The organism is Anaeromyxobacter sp. Fw109-5 (assembly GCF_000017505.1).
In the GTDB taxonomy this organism is placed as follows: Bacteria; Myxococcota; Myxococcia; order Myxococcales; family Anaeromyxobacteraceae; genus Anaeromyxobacter.
Genome location: NC_009675.1, coordinates 2,600,157 through 2,615,854, shown reverse-complemented (window position 1 = coordinate 2,615,854; position 15,698 = coordinate 2,600,157). Strand labels below are relative to the sequence as shown.

Sequence of the window (15,698 nt, the reverse complement as noted above, 5' to 3'; positions counted from 1 at the left end):
CCCATGCCTCTCGTCCCGCCCCACGTCGCCTCGCTGACTCCGTACGTCCCCGGCAAGCCCATCGAGGAGGTGGAGCGGGAGTACGGCGTCTCGAACGTCGCGAAGCTCGCCTCGAACGAGAACGCGCTCGGTCCCTCGCCCCTCGCGCTGGCCGCGGCGCGAGAGGCCTGCGCCAAGGTCCACCTCTACCCCGACGGCTCGGCCTACCTCCTCCGGAACGCGATCGCCGCGAAGCTCGGCGTCCCGCCCGAGGAGGTGATGGTCGGGAACGGCTCGAACGAGCTCATCGAGCTGCTCGTCCGGACGTTCGTGCTCGACGGCGAGGAGGTCCTGACGAGCGCGCAGAGCTTCGTCGCCTACAAGCTCGCCGCGCACGAGCACGGCCGCACGCTCGTCGAGGCGCCGATGAAGGGGCGCTTCCACTACGACCTCGACGCGCTCCGCAAGCTGCTCTCGCGCCGCACCAAGCTCGTGTTCCTCGCGAACCCGGACAACCCGACGGGCACCTGGTTCACCGAGGCGGAGCTCACCCCATTCCTCGACGCGGTGCCGAAGGACACGCTCGTCGTGCTCGACGAGGCCTACGTCGAGTACGTGGACGCGCCGGGGTTCCAGGACGGGCTCGCGCTGCGCCGGAAGTACCCGAACGTCGTGGTGCTCCGGACCTTCTCCAAGATCTACGGCCTCGCCGGCATGCGCCTCGGCTACGGGCTGGCGCGGCCGGAGGTGGTGGAGTACGTCGACCGGGTGCGCCCGCCCTTCAACACGAACCTCGTCGCCCAGGCGGCCGGCGCCGCCGCGCTCGGGGACTCCGCCCACGTCGCGAAGAGCCGCGCGCTCGTCCTCGAGGAGCGGCCGTTCCTCGCGAAGGGGCTCGCCGCGCTCGGCGCGATCGTCGTCCCGTCACAGGGGAACTTCGTCCTGGCCGACTTCCCCGGCCGGACCGGGAAGGATCTCTTCGAGGCGCTGCTGCGCGAGGGCGTCATCGCCCGTCCCGTGGCGGGCTACGGGTTCCCGAGCGCGCTCAGGATCACCGTGGGGCTCCGGCGTGAGAACGAGCGGTGCCTCGCGGCGCTCGGGAGGATCCTCGGCGCGTGACCGCCGGGCGGCCGTTCATCGTCGCGATCGACGGCCCCGCCGGCGCCGGCAAGTCCACCGTCTCGCGCAGGGTCGCCTCGCGCCTCGGCTTCGCCATGGTGGACACGGGCGCGATCTACCGTACCGTCGCGCTCGCTGCGACGCGGCGCGGGATCGCGCTCGACGACGACGCGGCGCTCGCCGTGCTCCTGCCCGAGCTGGAGATCCGCTTCTCGCCCTCGCCCGGCGGCGGCCAGCGCGTGCTCCTCGGCGAGGACGACGTCTCGGTCGAGATCCGCACGCCCCCCATCTCCCTCGGGGCGAGCAAGGTGTCGGCGAGGCCGGTCGTGCGCGCCGGGCTGCTCGACCTGCAGCGCCGGCTCGCCTGCGCGCCCGAGAACCGTGGCGCGGTGCTGGAGGGTCGCGACATCGGCACCGTGGTGTTCCCGGACGCGGACGCCAAGTTCTTCCTCACCGCCTCCGCGGAGGAGCGCGCCCGGCGCCGGCACGCCGAGCTCGGCGCGCGCGGGGACGCCTCGACGTACGACGAGGTGCTCGCCGATCAGCTGAGGCGCGACAAGGACGACTCGGAGCGGGCCATCGCTCCGCTGCGGCCGGCCGCGGACGCCCAGCTCGTCGACACGAGCGGCCTGCCGCTCGACGCGGTGGTGGACGCGCTGGTGCGCGAGCTCGAGGCGCGGCTCTCGGGCGACGGACGGAGCGAGGCGTGATGATGACTCAGGAGCGCCGGTACGGGTCGAAGGAGTGCGGGAGCTGCCGGCTCTGGCGGCCCATCCTCGAGGACGCGCGCGGGCCCATCGGACCCTGCCGCCTCGGCGTCCGCACCGGCGACTTCCCTGGCACGGCGCCCGCCTGCGAGCGGTACCTCTCCCGCGACGCGGCCATCCCGTCCGCCCCGCCGCCCGTCGCCATCCGTCACCGCGCCTCGCGCCCCGCCGCCCCGCTCGTGCATCGAGGCGCCGAGCCGTCCGCTCCCGCGCCGCTCGCGAGGCCGGTGGTGCCGCCCCCGAGGGCCGTCGCGACGCCCTTGCCCCCGCTACCCGAGGAGCTCACCGACATGACCCGCGAGGAGTTCGCCGAGGCCATCCGCGAGGTGCTGCGCGAGGACGCCGTCGAGGTGCGCCTCGCCCCGCGCTGGGAGGGCGGCACCGTCGTCCTCAAGCCGGGGGACGCGCAGACGCAGGCGAAGGAGATCCCCCTCGACAGCCTGTTCCACAAGATCGTGATGATCCGGGACCGCCTGCGCGTCCTCGAGCAGCGGCTCAACGGGCACGACAAGCTCTCGGACGCGGAGAAGGTCGAGCTGCAGCAGTACGTGACCCGCTGCTACGGGTCGCTCACCACCTTCAACGTGCTGTTCCGCGACGAGCGCGACAGGTTCGTCGGCGAGAAGAGCTAGTCCCGCCCGGCCCGCGAGTCGGGCTCGTAGCGGCCGAAGTGGTCGCACGACTCGCGGAGGATGCTCGGGTCGCCGGGCCGCGGCAGCTCGCGGCGCTCGCCGGCGCGCGCCGCCGCCGCGCGCGTGTAGCTCGCCTCGTAGGAGCGGGTGTCCCGGTCGTTCATCGCCTTCGCGGCCGCCCACGCCCGGCGGTAGGCGTCGACCGCGCGGCCGTGGTCGCCGGCGTGCTCGTGCGCGGCGCCGAGGGCGTGCAGGGCGCGGGCGGAGCTGGGGTAGAGCTCGACCGCCCTGCCGAGCGTTCGCAACGCGCCGGCCGTGTCGGCCTCGAGGAGCTCCTGCAGGCCGGCGAGCGCGAGGGCGCGCTCGGGTGGCGGCACGGCGAAGCCGAGCCGCTGCGACAGCGCCCGGTAGTGGGCCTCCACCGCGGCCACCCCGCCCCGAGGGCCGATCGCCTCCGGGTTCACCGGCATCGACCAACCGTCGAACACCTCCCTCAGCCCGGCGTAGTAGGTCGGGTACGGGGTGGTCAGGTGGTCCTCGCCCGCGAGGCGGAGCCCTCGCGAGCGGAGCGCGCCCCCGCCGCTCGCGAGCACGCGCTTCAGCTCCTCGAAGCGGTCGTCCGAGAGCCGTCCCTCCTCGCCCATGGAGAACACGATCGTCCCGCCGAGGGTCGCCACCGCGTCGCGGACGCGGCGCACGGCGAGGTTCCCGTCCCAGGTGAGCGTCGGGCTGGCGGCGATGACGGCCTGGAAGACGCCCGGCCGAGCAGCCGCAGCATGGAGCGCGAACAGGCCGCCGAAGGAGTGGCCGGCGAGGATCCGGAACCGCTCCGCGCGGTAGCTCCGGTCCACCCACGGAACGAGCTCCTGGGCGACGAAGGCGAGGAACCGATCCGCACCGCCGCTCGTCTCGTAGGGCACCGCGGGCCCGCGGTCCTGGACGATCTTCCCGCGCGTCGGGGTGAGATCGCGCGTGCGATCCGGGTGCGAGAGGCCGACCAGGATCACCTCGGGCATCCGTCCAACGTCCGCGAGGAACCGCGCCGTGGTGGCGAGGAGCGGCAGGTGCCGCTCGCCGTCGGTGAAGTAGAGGACGGGGTACTTGCGCTCGCCTCGCTCGTACCCTGGCGGCGTGAGCACGTAGACGGTGCGCTCCTCGCCGAGGGCAGGCGACTTGAGCGTGACCACCCGCACCGAGAGATCCTGCGCGAGCGCGGGGGCGGCGACGACGACCAGCAGCGCGGCGGCGAGCTTCATCGAGGGCTCCGTCGGGAACGGATCGACAAGATGGCAATCCCGGCGGCGCGCCGCCGGCAACCCGGGGAGGAGGCGCGCTCGCGTTCGTGACGCAGGGTGGATCGAGGCTCTGGCCGGGCGGGCGGGCGGACGGTGGAGAGCGCCCGCCGCCTGCGACGGACCGCGCCCTTGACGCCCGGTCGGGTGCCTCGGTAATACGAGTTACGATTTCGTGCGAACGGTACGGGCGCACGGGGGAGGGTACGAGGACATGCAGGGGAGGCTGCTCGCCTTCGCGCTCGTCGCGACGCTGGCGCCCACGCTCGGCCGGGCGCACGAGGTGCTGCACGAGGTCGAGCGTGGAAAGGCCGTCGCGGTGAGGGCTTACGAGTCCGACGGGACGGCGCTCGCCGACGCGCAGTACGAGGTCTTCTCCCCTGCGTCGGTCGAGCCGTACCTGCAAGGGAGGACGGATCGGCACGGCTGGCTCGCCTTCGTCCCGGACGTGCCCGGCGCCTGGCGCGTCCGCGTCGTCGAGGGCTCGGGGCACGGCCTCGACACGACGGTCGACGTCGCCCCCGATGGTGCCCCCTCGCCGCGCTCGGCCCCGGCGCCCGGTGGTGCGGCGGTGGCCCTCCGACCGATCCTGGGCGTCGTCCTCATCGCGACGATCTTCGGCGCGCTGTTCGTCCTCGCGCGGCGCAAGGCAAGGCAGCGGTAGCGATGCACGTGCCCGACGGCTTCGTCTCGCCGCAGCTCACGGTCCCGGCCTGGGCGGTGTCGGCGCCGCTCTGGGCGTGGGCCGCGCGGCGACACTTCGGGCACTCCGCCGCGGAGTCCCTGCCGGTCGTCGGCGCGCTCACCGCGCTCGCCTTCGTCGTGCAGACCATCATGGTCCCGCTGCCCGGCGGCACCTCCACGCACCTGCTCGGCGTCACCCTGCTCGCGCTGCTGAGGGGCCCGCTGGTCGCATTCGTCTGCGAGTCGCTCGTCCTGGCCGTCCAGGCGCTGTTCTTCGGGGCGGGCGGGTTCACCGTGCTCGGGGTGAACGCGCTCGCCATGGGGCTCCTCGGCCCGCTCGCCGGATGGCTCGTGCACCTGGCCCTGCGCCGGCTCTCCCGCCGCGCCGCGGCCTTCCTGGCCGCCTGGGTCGCCGTGCAGGTCTCGACGCTCGCGGTGGCGCTCGTGCTCGGGCTGCAGCACCGGCTGTCGGCGACCTACTTCCCGGCCCCGCTGCCGGTGACGCTCGCGGCGATGATGGTCCCGAGCCTCGCCGTCACCGGACCGGCGGAGGGGCTCTACACGCTGTTCGCGCTCGCGATCCTGCGGAGGGCCGACGTCCGTGAGGCTTCCTGAGCCGCGCCGCAGCCAGCTCCTGCTGGCGCTCTGGGCGATCGCCGTGTTCGGCGTCTCGGCCCTCACGACGCTCCCCGCGCTCGGGCTGGCGGCCCTGCTCGCGGGCGCGCTGCTGTGGCGCGGCGCCCTCGCCGCGGCCCGGCGCGTGCTCCGCTCGGTGCTGCCGCTCACCGTGGCGCTCTCGCTCGCCTCGGCGGGGTGGCTGCGGCTCGTCTCCGGTCGCTGGCCGGACGCGACGCCCTTCGCGGCGCTCGCGCTCCGCGCCGCGGTCATCTCCTTCGTGACGTTCGCGGCGCTCGCGCGCATCGACCTGTTCCGAGCCCTCGCGCCGTTCCCGACCGCGAGCCGCCTCCTCGTCCTGACGCTCGCGCAGGTGCACGCCCTGCGGCTGCTCGCGACCGACTCGCTCCTCGGCCTGCGCAGCCGCATGCTCCGCCGCCCCGGGCCGGTCGACGTCGCCCGCGGGGCGGGCGGGATCACCGGGGCCCTGCTCACGCTCTCCATGAAGAACGCGCGCGACGTCTCCGACGCCATGCGCTCCCGGGGGTTCTAGTGCCGTTCGAGCTCAGCCACGTCACGCTGGAGCTGGGCGGGCGCGCGGTCCTCCGCGACGTCTCGCTCACCGTCGCCCCCGGCGAGCGGGCGGTCCTCCTCGGCGTGAACGGCTGCGGGAAGACCACGCTCCTCAGGGCGCTCGATGGCTTGCTCTCCCCGGTCGCCGGGGAGATCCGCTACGCCGGCGCGGCGCTCACCGAGCGCGCGCTCGAGGACGCGGCGTTCCGGCGCCGCTTCCGCAGCGAGGTGGGGCTGCTCTTCCAGAACGTCGACGCGATGCTCTTCAACCCGACCGTCGCGGACGAGATCGCGTTCGGCCCGCGCCAGCTCGGCGTCGCCGACGTGGACGCGCGGGTGCGGCGCTGGGCGGAGGCGCTCGAGCTCGTCCCGCTCCTCGGCCGGGCGCCGTTCGAGCTCTCCGGGGGCGAGAAGAAGCGCGTCGCGCTCGCCGCCATCCTCGCGCTCGAGCCCAGGGTGCTCCTCCTCGACGAGGCGACGGCCAACCTCGATCCCGCCACGGCCGCGCGGGTGGTCGAGCTGCTCGGGGCGCTCGACGTCACGACCCTCGCGTCCACCCACAACCTCTCGGTCGTCGAGGAGCTCGGTGAGCGGGCCATCCTGCTCGACCGCGCCGGCGGCGGGGTCCTCTTCGACGGCGCCCCGGCCGAGCTCCTCCGCGACGAGGCGCTGCTCGTCCGGAGCGGTCTCGCGCATCGCCACGCGCACCGTCACGGGACCGCCGCGCACGCCCATTTCCACGTCCACGACGTCGATTAGGGCGCTCCGGCGGGAGCGCCAGGTCGGCTGGCCACGACGGAGGGGGGCGTTATATAGAGCGCCCGTGGAAGTCAAAATCGCGAAGACCGCCGGTTTCTGCTGGGGCGTCCGCCGCACCGTCGACAAGGTGATGGAGGTCGCCGATCACGCCTCTGGTCCCGTCGTGACGCTCGGCCCCATCATCCACAACCCGCAGGCGGTGGCCCGCTTCCGCGAGAAGGGCGTCGGGACCGTCGACGCCGTCGGCGAGGTGGGGGACGGGACGACGGTGGTCGTCCGCACGCACGGCGCGGTGAAGGAGGAGCTGGATCGCGCCGAGGGCAGGGGGCTCGAGGTGGTGGACGGCACCTGCCCCTACGTGAAGTACCCGCAGGCCATCGCCCAGCGGCTCAGCGCCGAGGGCTACCACGTCGTCATCGTGGGCGACGCCAACCACGCCGAGATCAAGGGCGTCATCTCCTACTCCGAGGGCCCCTGCACGGTCGTGAAGCCGGGCGGACCCATCCCGGAGATCCCCGCGAAGAAGGTCGCGGTCATCGCCCAGACCACGTGCATCGGCGCGGACTTCGAGGCGGTCGTGGGCGCGCTCGCCCTCCGGCACAAGGAGGTCCGGGCCGTGAACACCATCTGCAACGACACGGAGGAGCGGCAGGCGGACGCCCGCTCGCTCGCCCGGGAGGTCGACGCGGTGGTGGTGGTGGGCGGCAAGAACAGCGCGAACACCCGGCACCTGGCGGAGATCTGCCGGGAGATCCAGCCGCGGACCTGGCACGTCGAGACCGAGGCGGAGCTCCGCCCGGAGTGGTTCACCGGCTGTCAGGTGGTCGGCCTTTCCGCCGGGGCGTCGACGCCCGACTGGGTGGTCGAAGGAGTGGCGGGCTGGCTGAGGGGTCTCCACCGGCCGGGCACGCCTTGACCGCCTGATCTCGGGCGTGTAGCGTGCGCCTTCCAAGAATCCCGATGTACGCCGGGGTATGCCCGGCGCGCGGCGGCGCCTTCGATCCCCGGGGCGGCGACGCGACACGAACCAGGGGGCTTGCTGTGGTTGACGCCGACGCGGTCCTGAGCCGCTCACCCGTCGTGACGGGGCCGGCGTGATCCCGACAAAGGTTGGTCTTTACCGAATGGAGAACCAGACTCCCCGTACGCCCGAAATCGAGACCGAGGACTTCGCGACGCTCTTCGCGCAGAGCGAGGCGCAGGCCGGTCCCATCGAGGAGGGCAAGGTCGTCCCTGGCACCGTCATCGCGCTCTCCAAGGACTACGCCGTCATCGACATCGGCTACAAGTCCGAGGGCCAGGTGCCGATCTCCGAGTTCATCTCGGCGCCCGGCGGCGAGCCCGCCGTCAAGGTCGGCGACAAGGTCGAGGTGCTCGTCGAGTCCCGGGAGAACGACACCGGGATGGTCGTCCTCTCCAAGGAGAAGGCCGACAAGATGCGCATCTGGGACGAGATCTCCGCCGCGTGCGAGCGCGACGAGCTCGTCGAGGGCGTGATCGTCGGCCGCGTGAAGGGCGGCCTCTCCGTCGACATCGGCGTGAAGGCGTTCCTCCCCGGCTCGCAGGTCGACATCCGGCCGGTGCGGAACCTCGACAAGCTGATCGGCGAGAAGTTCAAGTTCAAGGTCATCAAGTTCAACAAGAAGCGCGGCAACATCGTCCTGTCGCGCCGGGTCCTCCTCGAGAAGGAGCGCGAGGAGCTCAAGAAGGAGACCCTGAAGAACTTGAAGGAGGGCGCGATCCTCAAGGGCCAGGTGAAGAACCTGACCGACTACGGCGCCTTCATCGACCTCGGCGGCATCGACGGCCTGCTCCACGTCACCGACATGAGCTGGGGCCGCATCGGCCACCCGTCGGAGATGTTCGAGGTCGGCCAGGAGGTCCGCGTCGTCGTCCTCAAGTTCGACCCGGCCTCCGAGCGCGTCAGCCTCGGCCTCAAGCAGATCCAGGAGGACCCGTGGCACCGCGCCGACGAGAAGTATCCGGTCGGCACGCGCGTCAGGGGCAAGGTCGTCTCGCTCACCGACTACGGCGCGTTCATCGAGCTCGAGCAGGGCGTCGAGGGCCTCGTCCACGTCAGCGAGATGAGCTGGACGAAGCGGGTGAAGCACCCGTCGAAGCTCGTCAACCAGGGCGATCAGGTCGAGGCGGTCGTGCTCGACATCGATCCGAAGGCGAAGCGGATCAGCCTCGGCATGAAGCAGATCGAGGCGAACCCGTGGACGCTGCTCGAGGACAAGTATCCCATCGGCACGACCATCCGCGGCGAGGTCCGGAACGTCACCGACTTCGGCGTGTTCGTCGGCGTCGAGGAGGGCATCGACGGCCTCGTGCACGTGTCCGACATCTCCTGGACCGAGCGCATCAAGCACCCGGGCGACAAGTTCAAGAAGGGTGACGTGGTCGAGGCGGTGGTGCTCAACATCGACGTCGAGAACGAGCGCTTCAGCCTCGGCATCAAGCAGGCCCACGTCGATCCCTGGACGACGCTCTCCGAGCGCCACCCGGTGGGCGCGCGCGTGAAGGGCAAGGTGACGAAGGTCACCGACTTCGGCGCGTTCGTCGAGATCGAGCCGGGCATCGAGGGCCTCGTCCACGTCTCCGAGATGAAGGACGAGCGCGTCGAGAACCCCCGCGACGTCGTGACCGAGGGCCAGGAGGTCGAGGTCAAGGTCATCGACATGGACCTCCACGAGCGCAAGATCGCGCTGTCGATCAAGCAGCTCAACCGCGACGGCGGCGAGGAGGACTACCGCGAGTACCTGCGCCGTCAGGGCGACGGCCGCGCGCGGCTGGGGGACCTCATGGAGAAGTTCAACCGCAGGAAGTAGTCGCGCTCCGACGGAGCTCTCGAGCGGCGCGTCCTCCGGGGCGCGCCGCTTCGCCTTTCGTCACTCCTCGAACCCGGAGCGCGGGCACGCGACGTAGCCGGGGAGGGGCTCGGGCTGCGCGACGGTCGCCGGGGCGGGGCCCGCGATGGCCGCCGCGTGCGCGTTCGCGGAGGTCGCGACCGGTGCCCGGCCCATCGCGAGCTCCCGCACGCCCGCCCAGAGCAGCCGCGCGGAGGCCTCCAGGTTGTCCCGGGAGACGCCCCCCGCGACGTCGTCCACCGTGTGATACGTCGGGTGCTCGAGGATCACGGGGGTCGAGGCGAGGAACGCGGGGATACCGCGCTCCCGAAAGCACGCGTGGTCAGAGGCGGTGAGCGGTGGTCGTGCGATCACCCTCGCGGATCCCGTACCCGACGAACACGAGCTCGGTGGGCGGCACCGTCCCAGACACGGAGCCGTACACGACCTCGTACGCCGCGCCGATCGGCGCGGGCACGCCCCCGAGCGACAGGGCCGTCGCGGTGGGCATCCAGTCCACGAATGAGAACGGCTGCAGGTACCCGGAGCCGACCGCCGGCGCCAGCCCGGCGGCGCGGAAGCGCGACTCGACGAGCGCCGCGGCGCCGTCGGCGTCCGGCGTCCCGGCCCGGCGCCCCGCGTACTGTGCCCCGGCGAGCGTCTCGACGTCGGACATCATCCGCCCGCCGTCGAGGCACACCGCGGAGGCGAACACGTCGCACGTGCCCGCAGGATCGTCCTCGCCGGTGCAGGCGAGGAGCATCGCGACGATCGCGGCCGCGGCGACGCGCGTGACGCTGCCGTCCAGTCTCACGGGAACCTCCTGCGGTCGCCTGGGACTGTCTCACGGAAAGTGCACGCGATCACACCGCCTGCATGAGCAGGTACGCGATCGCGTCGAGCGGCAGGACCTCGTCGGTGAGGCCGCCGAGCACCGCCTCGCCGTTCATGCCGAAGATGACGGAGGAGTCCTTGTCCTGCGCGACCACCGTGCCGCCCGCGGCGCGCAGGGCCGCGAGCCCCTGGACGCCGTCGCGGCCCATCCCGGTCAGGATGAGGCCGAGCGCGGCGGGGCCGAAGGAGCGCGCGACCGACTCGAACAGGTAGGTCCCCGACGGCTTGAAGCCGTCGATCGGCGCGGCGTCGGAGACCTCCACCTGGTCGCCCTTCACCCCGAGGTGGCGGCGGTCGGGGGCGAGGTACACGGTCCCCGGCGCGAGCGGCTCGCCGTCCTCGCCGACCTTCACGCGGAGCGGCGACGCCTCGCCGAGCCACTTCGCGAGCCCTTCCGCGAAGCCCTCGGCGATGTGCTGGACGACCAGCAGCGGCGCGCGGAAGTCGGCCGGCAGCTCGGAGAGGATCCGCGACAGCGCGGGCGGCCCGCCCGTCGAGGCGGCGATGGCCACCACCCGCGCGCGGGTACGCTGCGCGCGCGCGCCGGGCGCCGTCTCGCCGGGCCGGGTGGGCTGCACGCGCGGCAGGAGCTTCACCCCCGCCATGGCGCGCGCCATGGTGAGCAGGTGCCGGGCCTGCTCCTCGAACCCCGGAGCGCCCGGCGCGACCGGCTTCGGGACCACGGCGAGCGCGCCTGCCTTCATGGCGTTCAGCGCGAAGCCCACCGAGCTCACGTCCTGCCCCGAGACGACGATGATGGGGGTGGGACAGTCGGTCATGATCCGGAGGGTCGCGTCGAAGCCGTTCATGACCGGCATCTGGATGTCCATCGTGACGAGGTCGGGCTTCAGCCGCTGCGTGAGCTCGACGGCGTCGCGCCCGTCCCTCGCCCGGCCGGCGATCTCGAAGCCGGGCTCGAGCGCGAAGATCGCCTCCAGCAGCTGCAGCGACGCCTGCATGTCGTCCGCGACGACGACCCGGATCATGGGACCTCCTCGAGCAGCTCCGCGATGGTGTCGAGGAGCACGCGCTGATCGAACGTGGCCTTCACGAGGTATGCGTCCGCGCCGGCCTCCAGGCCGCGGCGCCGGTCCCCCTCGCTCTCCAGCGCGGTGAGGAGCACGACGGGCAGCCTGGCGAAGCGGGGGCTCTGCCGGATCGCCCGGGTCAGCTCGAAGCCGCTCATCCGCGGCATCTCCACGTCCGAGACCACGACGTCCGCGCCGTGCTGCTGGAGCAGCGACCAGGCCTGCTCTCCGTCGCCGGCGGGGATCACCTCGAACCCGGACGCCTCGAGGAGGCTCCGCGCCAGGGCGCGGGTGGTCGCGGCGTCGTCGGCGAGCAGCACGCGGCGTCGGGCTGGAGCGGCCTCCCGCGGCGGCGCGGGGGAAGGGGCCTGGGCGCCGTGGGCGAGCTCGACCAGCTCCCGGCTCGCCAGCACCACCGCCAGGTCGCCCCCGGGGAGGACCGCCACGGCGCTCGCGAGGGTCAGCCCCTCCAGCCTCCCGGAGAGCGGCTCGAGCGACAGCTCGCGCTCGGCCAGGACCTCGTCCACCGCGAAGGCAGCGCGCTGCCCGTTCGCCTCCACCAGCACCGCCATGCGCCGGTCCTCGACGCGCCACGTCTCAGAGGAGAGCCCGAGCGCAGGCGCCAGCGGCGCGAGGGGGGCCGGCTCGCCGGCGAGCAGCATGGGGCGCCCGCCGCTCGTGGCCACCTGCTCCGGGCGCAGCCGGAACACCCGCTCGACGTCGAGCGCGGGGATCGCGAAGACCTGACCCGCGTCGCGCACCACGACCGCCCGCAGGCCGTAGAGCGTCGTCGGCACCGCCAGCTCGAAGCAGGTCCCGTGGCCCCGGGAGGACGAGAGGCCCACCGTGCCGCGCATCGCACGCACGGCGCTGGCGACGACGTCCAGCCCCACGCCCCGGCCGGAGAGCTCCGTCACCTGCGTCGCGGTCGAGAAGCCCGGCACGAACACCAGCTCGAGCGCGCGCCGGCGGTCCGCGGGGACGGGGAGGCCCCGCCGGCGCGCCTCCTCGCGGAGGCGCTCGGGGTCGAGCCCGCGGCCGTCGTCGCGTACTCGCACGAACACGCGCTCGCCCTCGATGCGCGCGTCGACCTCGATACGCCCTCGCTCCGGCTTGCCGGCCGCGCGGCGCTCGGCGACGTCCTCGATGCCGTGGTCGACCGCGTTCCGGACGAGCTGCCCGAGCGGCTCCCGGAGCGCGTCGACGACCGAGCGGTCGAGCTCGAGACCCTCGCCCCCGACCACGACCTCGACGTCGCGGGCCCGGGCCGCTGCCACGTCGCGCGCGGCGCGCTCGAGCCCCGCGGTCGCCTCGAGCCACGGCGTGAGCCGGAGCGCCCGCACGTCCGAGGCCAGCCGGCGCGTCCGCCGCTCGAGGGCGCGCGCCTCGACGGCGAGCTGGCCGCGCAGCGCGGAGAGGCCGCGCTCCAGGCGACCGAGGTCGTCCTCGACCGCGAGCGCCGCGCGCGCGGCGGTGGCCTCCACCGCGGCACGACCGTGGCGGACCGCGGCCGCGCGGGCCAGGATCGGCCGCGCTGCGCGCAAGGCCGCGCGGAGCTTCCGGGCGTCGCGGGCGAGCTCGTCCGCGCGCGTCGCCCGCGCCTCGGCCTGGAACGCAGACGCGAGGAGCCCGCCGCCGGCGACGGCGATGGCGTCGAGCCGCTCGGGGGCGAGCCGCAGCGCGCCGCTCCGGCGCGGCCGCTCGGAGCGGCCGGCGTCGGGGCGGGGAGGGGAGGGCGCCGAGGCGGGCGAGGTCGTCGGGGTCCCTCGACTCCGCTTGTCCTGAGCGTAGCGGCCGGAGGCCGCGGAGTCGAAGGACTCGGGATGACCGGCCCCAGGAGCCGCGGGCGGGGCCGGGGTCCCTCCACTCCGCGTCTCCGCTGGTGCGGAGACGCTACGCTCGGGATGACCGGCCCGAGGAGCCGCGCTCGACGTCGCGGGCGGCGTTCCCTCGATCCGCGAGCGCAGGAGCTCCCTCGCGCTCGCGAAGAGCGCCTCCTCCACCTCCGCCGCCGGCTCCTCGGAGAGCCGCTTCTGGACCTCCGAGAGCGCGTCCACCGCCGCGAGCAGCGCGGCGAAGTCCTCGCGCCCGAGCGTGCGGGCGTGGTCGCGGGCCGCCCCGAGCAGCGACTCCATCGCGTGGCAGGTCGCCTCCATCGGCGCGACCCCGGCCGCTCGCGCGGAGCCCTTCAGCCCGTGGGCCGCGCGGAAGACGTCCGCGAGCAGAGCGTCCCGCTCGGGCCCGGGCTCGGCCTTCTCGAGGGCGACGACCCCCTCCTCGAGCACGCGCACCTGCTCGCCGAGATCGGACGCCAGCGCGTTGCGCAGCGACTGGAGCAGGGCGTCGCGGTCCATGGATCACCGCGAGGTGGTGACGAGCAGCTGCCGCAGCTTCTCGCCCAGCGTGGTGAGGTCGCGCACGGCGAGCTCCGACTGCTTCGTCGACGTGACGTACTGGCTCGCGACGTTACTGATGTCGCGCACCGCCTGGGTGATCTGGCCGATGCCGGTCGCCTGCTGCGCGCTCGAGTCGGCGATCTCCTGCACCGCGCCGGAGAGCCGGGCGCCCAGCTCGGCGAGCTCCCGGATCACCGCGCCGGCGTGCTGCGCCGCGCGGACCGCGGCCTCCAGGCTCCGGGTGCTCTCCTCGGTGGAGAGCACGGAGCGGTTCGCACGCTTCTGCACGTCGCCGAGCACCTGCCGCGCCTCCGCGGTGGCGCGGCGCGACTGCTCCGCGAGCGACTTCACCTCCGCGGCGACGACCGAGAACCCCTTCCCGTGCTCGCCGGCGCGGGTCGCCTCGATGGCCGCGTTGAGCGCGAGCACGTTCGTCTGCTCGGCGAGGTCGTCGATGAGCGCGGTGATGTCCCCCACCGCGTTGGCCTGCTCGGCGAGCTCGAGGATGTTGCGGGCGACGCCGTCGGCCTGGTCCTTGGCGCGACCGATCACCTCCACCGCCTCGTCCACGGCGCCGTGGCCGGTGCGAGACAGCTCGTCCGAGTGGCGCGCGATGTCGGCGGCCTCGCGGGACCGGTCCGCGGCGCGCTCCGACGATCGCGCGATCTCGTCGAGGGAGGTCATGGTCTGCGACACGGCCGCGAGCTGTTGCTGGGCGCCGGAGGTCTGCTGGGCCGTGCTGGCCAGGATCTCGTTCGCCGCCGTGGCGAGCCTGGCCGCCGTCTCGCCGACGGCGCGGAACATCTCCTCGAGCTTCGCCCGCGCGTCGCGCTCCAGCGCGAAGTTGCGCCGGAGCTTCTGGGTCATGTCCTCGAACGCGCGCCCGAGGAGCCCCACCTCGTCGCGGCCGCCCACCGCGATCGCCACGCTCTCCTCGCCCGCCGCGATGCGCTGCGCCGACTGGGAGAGGCCGGCGAGCCGCCGCGCCACCCTCCGCGCCGCCAGGAGCGTGCCGGCGACCCCGGCGAGGAGCGCGGCGATGAGGGAATACGACCACCGCCTGCCCCGCTCGGCGGACGCCGCGAGCTGCTCCTGCGCGGCGAGGCTCCAGCGCTCCAGCGCGGTGACCGCGTCGAGCACGCGGCGGTCCAGCGTGGCGAGCTCCCCGGCCGCCGCGGACCCTGCCGCCGCGATCCGGAGGACGATGGGCCGCACGCCCTCGCGCCAGGCGCGCTCCGGCTCGTCGAGCGCCGCGACCAGGCGCGCGTCGTCGATCCGGGCGATGCCCGCGGCCCGGTCTCCGCGCCGGAGCGCCTCGAACCGCCTGTCCTGCGCGGCGATCCGCTCCTCGATCCGCGCCTGCAGCGCGGACGCCTCTTCCGGCGGGGCCGCTGCGCGCAGGTGCGCGAGCGCGACGAGGTGGGCGTAGTGAACGGCGCCGTCGGAGGACTCGTTGAGGAGCGCCACGTCCGAGGTGACGCGCCGCACGATCCGGATGCTCCCCCAGAGCACGATCGCGGCGAGGACGAACAGCGAGAGGCCGAGCGCCGAGAGCCGGAACAGCAGGGATCGGTGGAAGGGGAGCTCGCTCGTCACGGGCGGTCGTCTCCGGCGGGCGGTCGGTCCGCTCCGCCCGTCAGCACGGCGCCGTCGAGGACGACCCGCGCGTCCGCGGTGATGCCGAGCCGCGGTGGAGCCGCGGCGCTCAGCTCGCCGCGCAGCACGCGCAGGAGATCGACGGTATCGGCGGCGAGGGCCACCTCCGGGGAGCGCTCCCCGAGGACGATCGCCCAGCGCCGCGGGGCGCTCGCGCGCGCCGCGCCCAGGAGCGCGGGGGCGTCGACGAGCGCGCAGGGGCGCCCGTCCACGCTCAGCACGCCGATCACGTCGGGCGCCGCCCCGGGCACGCGCGCGAGCGCGGTCACTCGCTCCACCCGGAGGACCGCCCCGACGGCGACCGCGAAGCGCTCGGGCCCTGCCTCGAACGCCACCAGGTCGAGCGACTCGCCCGGGGGCGCCGCGGGCGGGACGGCGAGCGCGCGGGCGCGCTGCGCGAGCACGCGGCGGGCGCGCTGGTCGTCGGTCTCCCTCGCCCCTCCAGGCACGCTTGG

The 15,698-nt window shown here is 74.0% G+C and carries 16 protein-coding genes; 9 read left to right on the top strand and 7 right to left on the bottom strand.

Annotated features, from left to right (window positions below; genetic code table 11):
• Nucleotides 1–3: 3 nt before the first annotated feature.
• Genes hisC through ANAE109_RS11795 form a run of 3 tightly spaced genes read left to right on the top strand, consistent with a single transcriptional unit; the run spans nucleotide 4 to nucleotide 2,497 of the window.
• Nucleotides 4–1,098 carry a histidinol-phosphate transaminase gene (gene hisC, locus ANAE109_RS11805; protein ID WP_012097098.1) on the top strand — a complete coding sequence of 365 codons (1,095 nt, stop codon included), beginning with the start codon at nucleotides 4–6 and terminating at the stop codon, nucleotides 1,096–1,098.
• Nucleotides 1,095–1,808: a (d)CMP kinase gene (cmk, locus tag ANAE109_RS11800; protein WP_012097097.1), complete on the top strand. Its 714-nt coding sequence runs from the start codon at nucleotides 1,095–1,097 to the stop codon at nucleotides 1,806–1,808. The genes hisC and cmk overlap by 4 nt, the downstream gene beginning before the upstream one ends.
• A complete protein-coding gene (locus tag ANAE109_RS11795) occupies nucleotides 1,808–2,497 on the top strand; it encodes a hypothetical protein (protein ID WP_012097096.1) in 690 nt (229 codons plus the stop codon). Before cmk ends, ANAE109_RS11795 begins: the two co-directional genes overlap by 1 nt.
• On the opposite strand, the gene ANAE109_RS11790 is transcribed toward ANAE109_RS11795, so the two are convergent.
• Nucleotides 2,494–3,753: an alpha/beta hydrolase gene (locus tag ANAE109_RS11790; RefSeq protein ID WP_049768574.1), complete on the bottom strand. Its 1,260-nt coding sequence runs from the start codon at nucleotides 3,751–3,753 to the stop codon at nucleotides 2,494–2,496. The genes ANAE109_RS11795 and ANAE109_RS11790 overlap by 4 nt on opposite strands.
• A gap of 211 nt (nucleotides 3,754–3,964) precedes the next feature.
• Here ANAE109_RS11790 and ANAE109_RS11785 point away from each other — a divergent pair, with 211 nt between their 5' ends.
• From ANAE109_RS11785 to ANAE109_RS11760, 6 genes are all read left to right on the top strand, one after another.
• Nucleotides 3,965–4,453 (top strand): hypothetical protein, encoded by a 489-nt coding sequence (locus tag ANAE109_RS11785; RefSeq protein WP_234945297.1) that lies wholly within the window; start codon nucleotides 3,965–3,967, stop codon nucleotides 4,451–4,453.
• A gap of 2 nt (nucleotides 4,454–4,455) precedes the next feature.
• Nucleotides 4,456–5,088, top strand: a complete 633-nt coding sequence (locus tag ANAE109_RS11780) for an energy-coupling factor ABC transporter permease (protein ID WP_012097093.1) — start codon at nucleotides 4,456–4,458, stop codon at nucleotides 5,086–5,088.
• Nucleotides 5,075–5,641, top strand: a complete 567-nt coding sequence (locus ANAE109_RS11775; protein ID WP_012097092.1) for a hypothetical protein — start codon at nucleotides 5,075–5,077, stop codon at nucleotides 5,639–5,641. Before ANAE109_RS11780 ends, ANAE109_RS11775 begins: the two co-directional genes overlap by 14 nt.
• The gene (locus tag ANAE109_RS11770; RefSeq protein WP_012097091.1) at nucleotides 5,641–6,420 is read left to right on the top strand and encodes an energy-coupling factor ABC transporter ATP-binding protein; all 780 of its coding nucleotides are present in this window, start codon (nucleotides 5,641–5,643) and stop codon (nucleotides 6,418–6,420) included. The genes ANAE109_RS11775 and ANAE109_RS11770 overlap by 1 nt, the downstream gene beginning before the upstream one ends.
• A gap of 64 nt (nucleotides 6,421–6,484) precedes the next feature.
• Nucleotides 6,485–7,336: a 4-hydroxy-3-methylbut-2-enyl diphosphate reductase gene (gene ispH / locus ANAE109_RS11765; protein ID WP_012097090.1), complete on the top strand. Its 852-nt coding sequence runs from the start codon at nucleotides 6,485–6,487 to the stop codon at nucleotides 7,334–7,336.
• Between the two features lie 208 nt (nucleotides 7,337–7,544).
• Nucleotides 7,545–9,251 carry a 30S ribosomal protein S1 gene (locus ANAE109_RS11760; RefSeq protein ID WP_041448295.1) on the top strand — a complete coding sequence of 569 codons (1,707 nt, stop codon included), beginning with the start codon at nucleotides 7,545–7,547 and terminating at the stop codon, nucleotides 9,249–9,251.
• A gap of 60 nt (nucleotides 9,252–9,311) precedes the next feature.
• On the opposite strand, the gene ANAE109_RS11755 is transcribed toward ANAE109_RS11760, so the two are convergent.
• Genes ANAE109_RS11755 through ANAE109_RS11730 form a run of 6 tightly spaced genes read right to left on the bottom strand, consistent with a single transcriptional unit; the run spans nucleotide 9,312 to nucleotide 15,692 of the window.
• A complete protein-coding gene (locus tag ANAE109_RS11755; RefSeq protein ID WP_041448294.1) occupies nucleotides 9,312–9,560 on the bottom strand; it encodes a hypothetical protein in 249 nt (82 codons plus the stop codon).
• A 52-nt stretch (nucleotides 9,561–9,612) separates the two neighbouring features.
• Nucleotides 9,613–10,083 (bottom strand): hypothetical protein, encoded by a 471-nt coding sequence (locus tag ANAE109_RS11750; protein ID WP_012097087.1) that lies wholly within the window; start codon nucleotides 10,081–10,083, stop codon nucleotides 9,613–9,615.
• Nucleotides 10,084–10,132: 49 nt separating this feature from the next.
• The gene (gene cheB, locus ANAE109_RS11745) at nucleotides 10,133–11,149 is read right to left on the bottom strand and encodes a chemotaxis-specific protein-glutamate methyltransferase CheB (protein WP_012097086.1); all 1,017 of its coding nucleotides are present in this window, start codon (nucleotides 11,147–11,149) and stop codon (nucleotides 10,133–10,135) included.
• A complete protein-coding gene (locus ANAE109_RS11740; RefSeq protein ID WP_012097085.1) occupies nucleotides 11,146–13,545 on the bottom strand; it encodes a response regulator in 2,400 nt (799 codons plus the stop codon). Before ANAE109_RS11740 ends, cheB begins: the two co-directional genes overlap by 4 nt.
• 3 nt (nucleotides 13,546–13,548) lie before the next feature.
• Complete coding sequence (locus tag ANAE109_RS11735; protein WP_012097084.1) at nucleotides 13,549–15,183, bottom strand: methyl-accepting chemotaxis protein; 1,635 nt, start codon at nucleotides 15,181–15,183, stop codon at nucleotides 13,549–13,551.
• Entirely contained in the window at nucleotides 15,180–15,692 is a 513-nt protein-coding gene (locus ANAE109_RS11730; protein ID WP_012097083.1) for a chemotaxis protein CheW, read from the bottom strand. The genes ANAE109_RS11735 and ANAE109_RS11730 overlap by 4 nt, the downstream gene beginning before the upstream one ends.
• Between the last annotated feature and the right edge of the window lie 6 nt (nucleotides 15,693–15,698).

Coding starts and splice junctions, on each gene's coding strand:
- hisC (WP_012097098.1), top strand. CDS start 4: ATGCCTCTCGTCCCGCCCCACGTCGCCTCGCTGACTCCGTACGTCCCC.
- ANAE109_RS11795 (WP_012097096.1), top strand. CDS start 1,808: ATGATGACTCAGGAGCGCCGGTACGGGTCGAAGGAGTGCGGGAGCTGC.
- ANAE109_RS11760 (WP_041448295.1), top strand. CDS start 7,545: ATGGAGAACCAGACTCCCCGTACGCCCGAAATCGAGACCGAGGACTTC.
- ANAE109_RS11740 (WP_012097085.1), bottom strand. CDS start 13,545: ATGGACCGCGACGCCCTGCTCCAGTCGCTGCGCAACGCGCTGGCGTCC.
- ANAE109_RS11780 (WP_012097093.1), top strand. CDS start 4,456: ATGCACGTGCCCGACGGCTTCGTCTCGCCGCAGCTCACGGTCCCGGCC.
- ANAE109_RS11790 (WP_049768574.1), bottom strand. CDS start 3,753: ATGAAGCTCGCCGCCGCGCTGCTGGTCGTCGTCGCCGCCCCCGCGCTC.
- cheB (WP_012097086.1), bottom strand. CDS start 11,149: ATGATCCGGGTCGTCGTCGCGGACGACATGCAGGCGTCGCTGCAGCTG.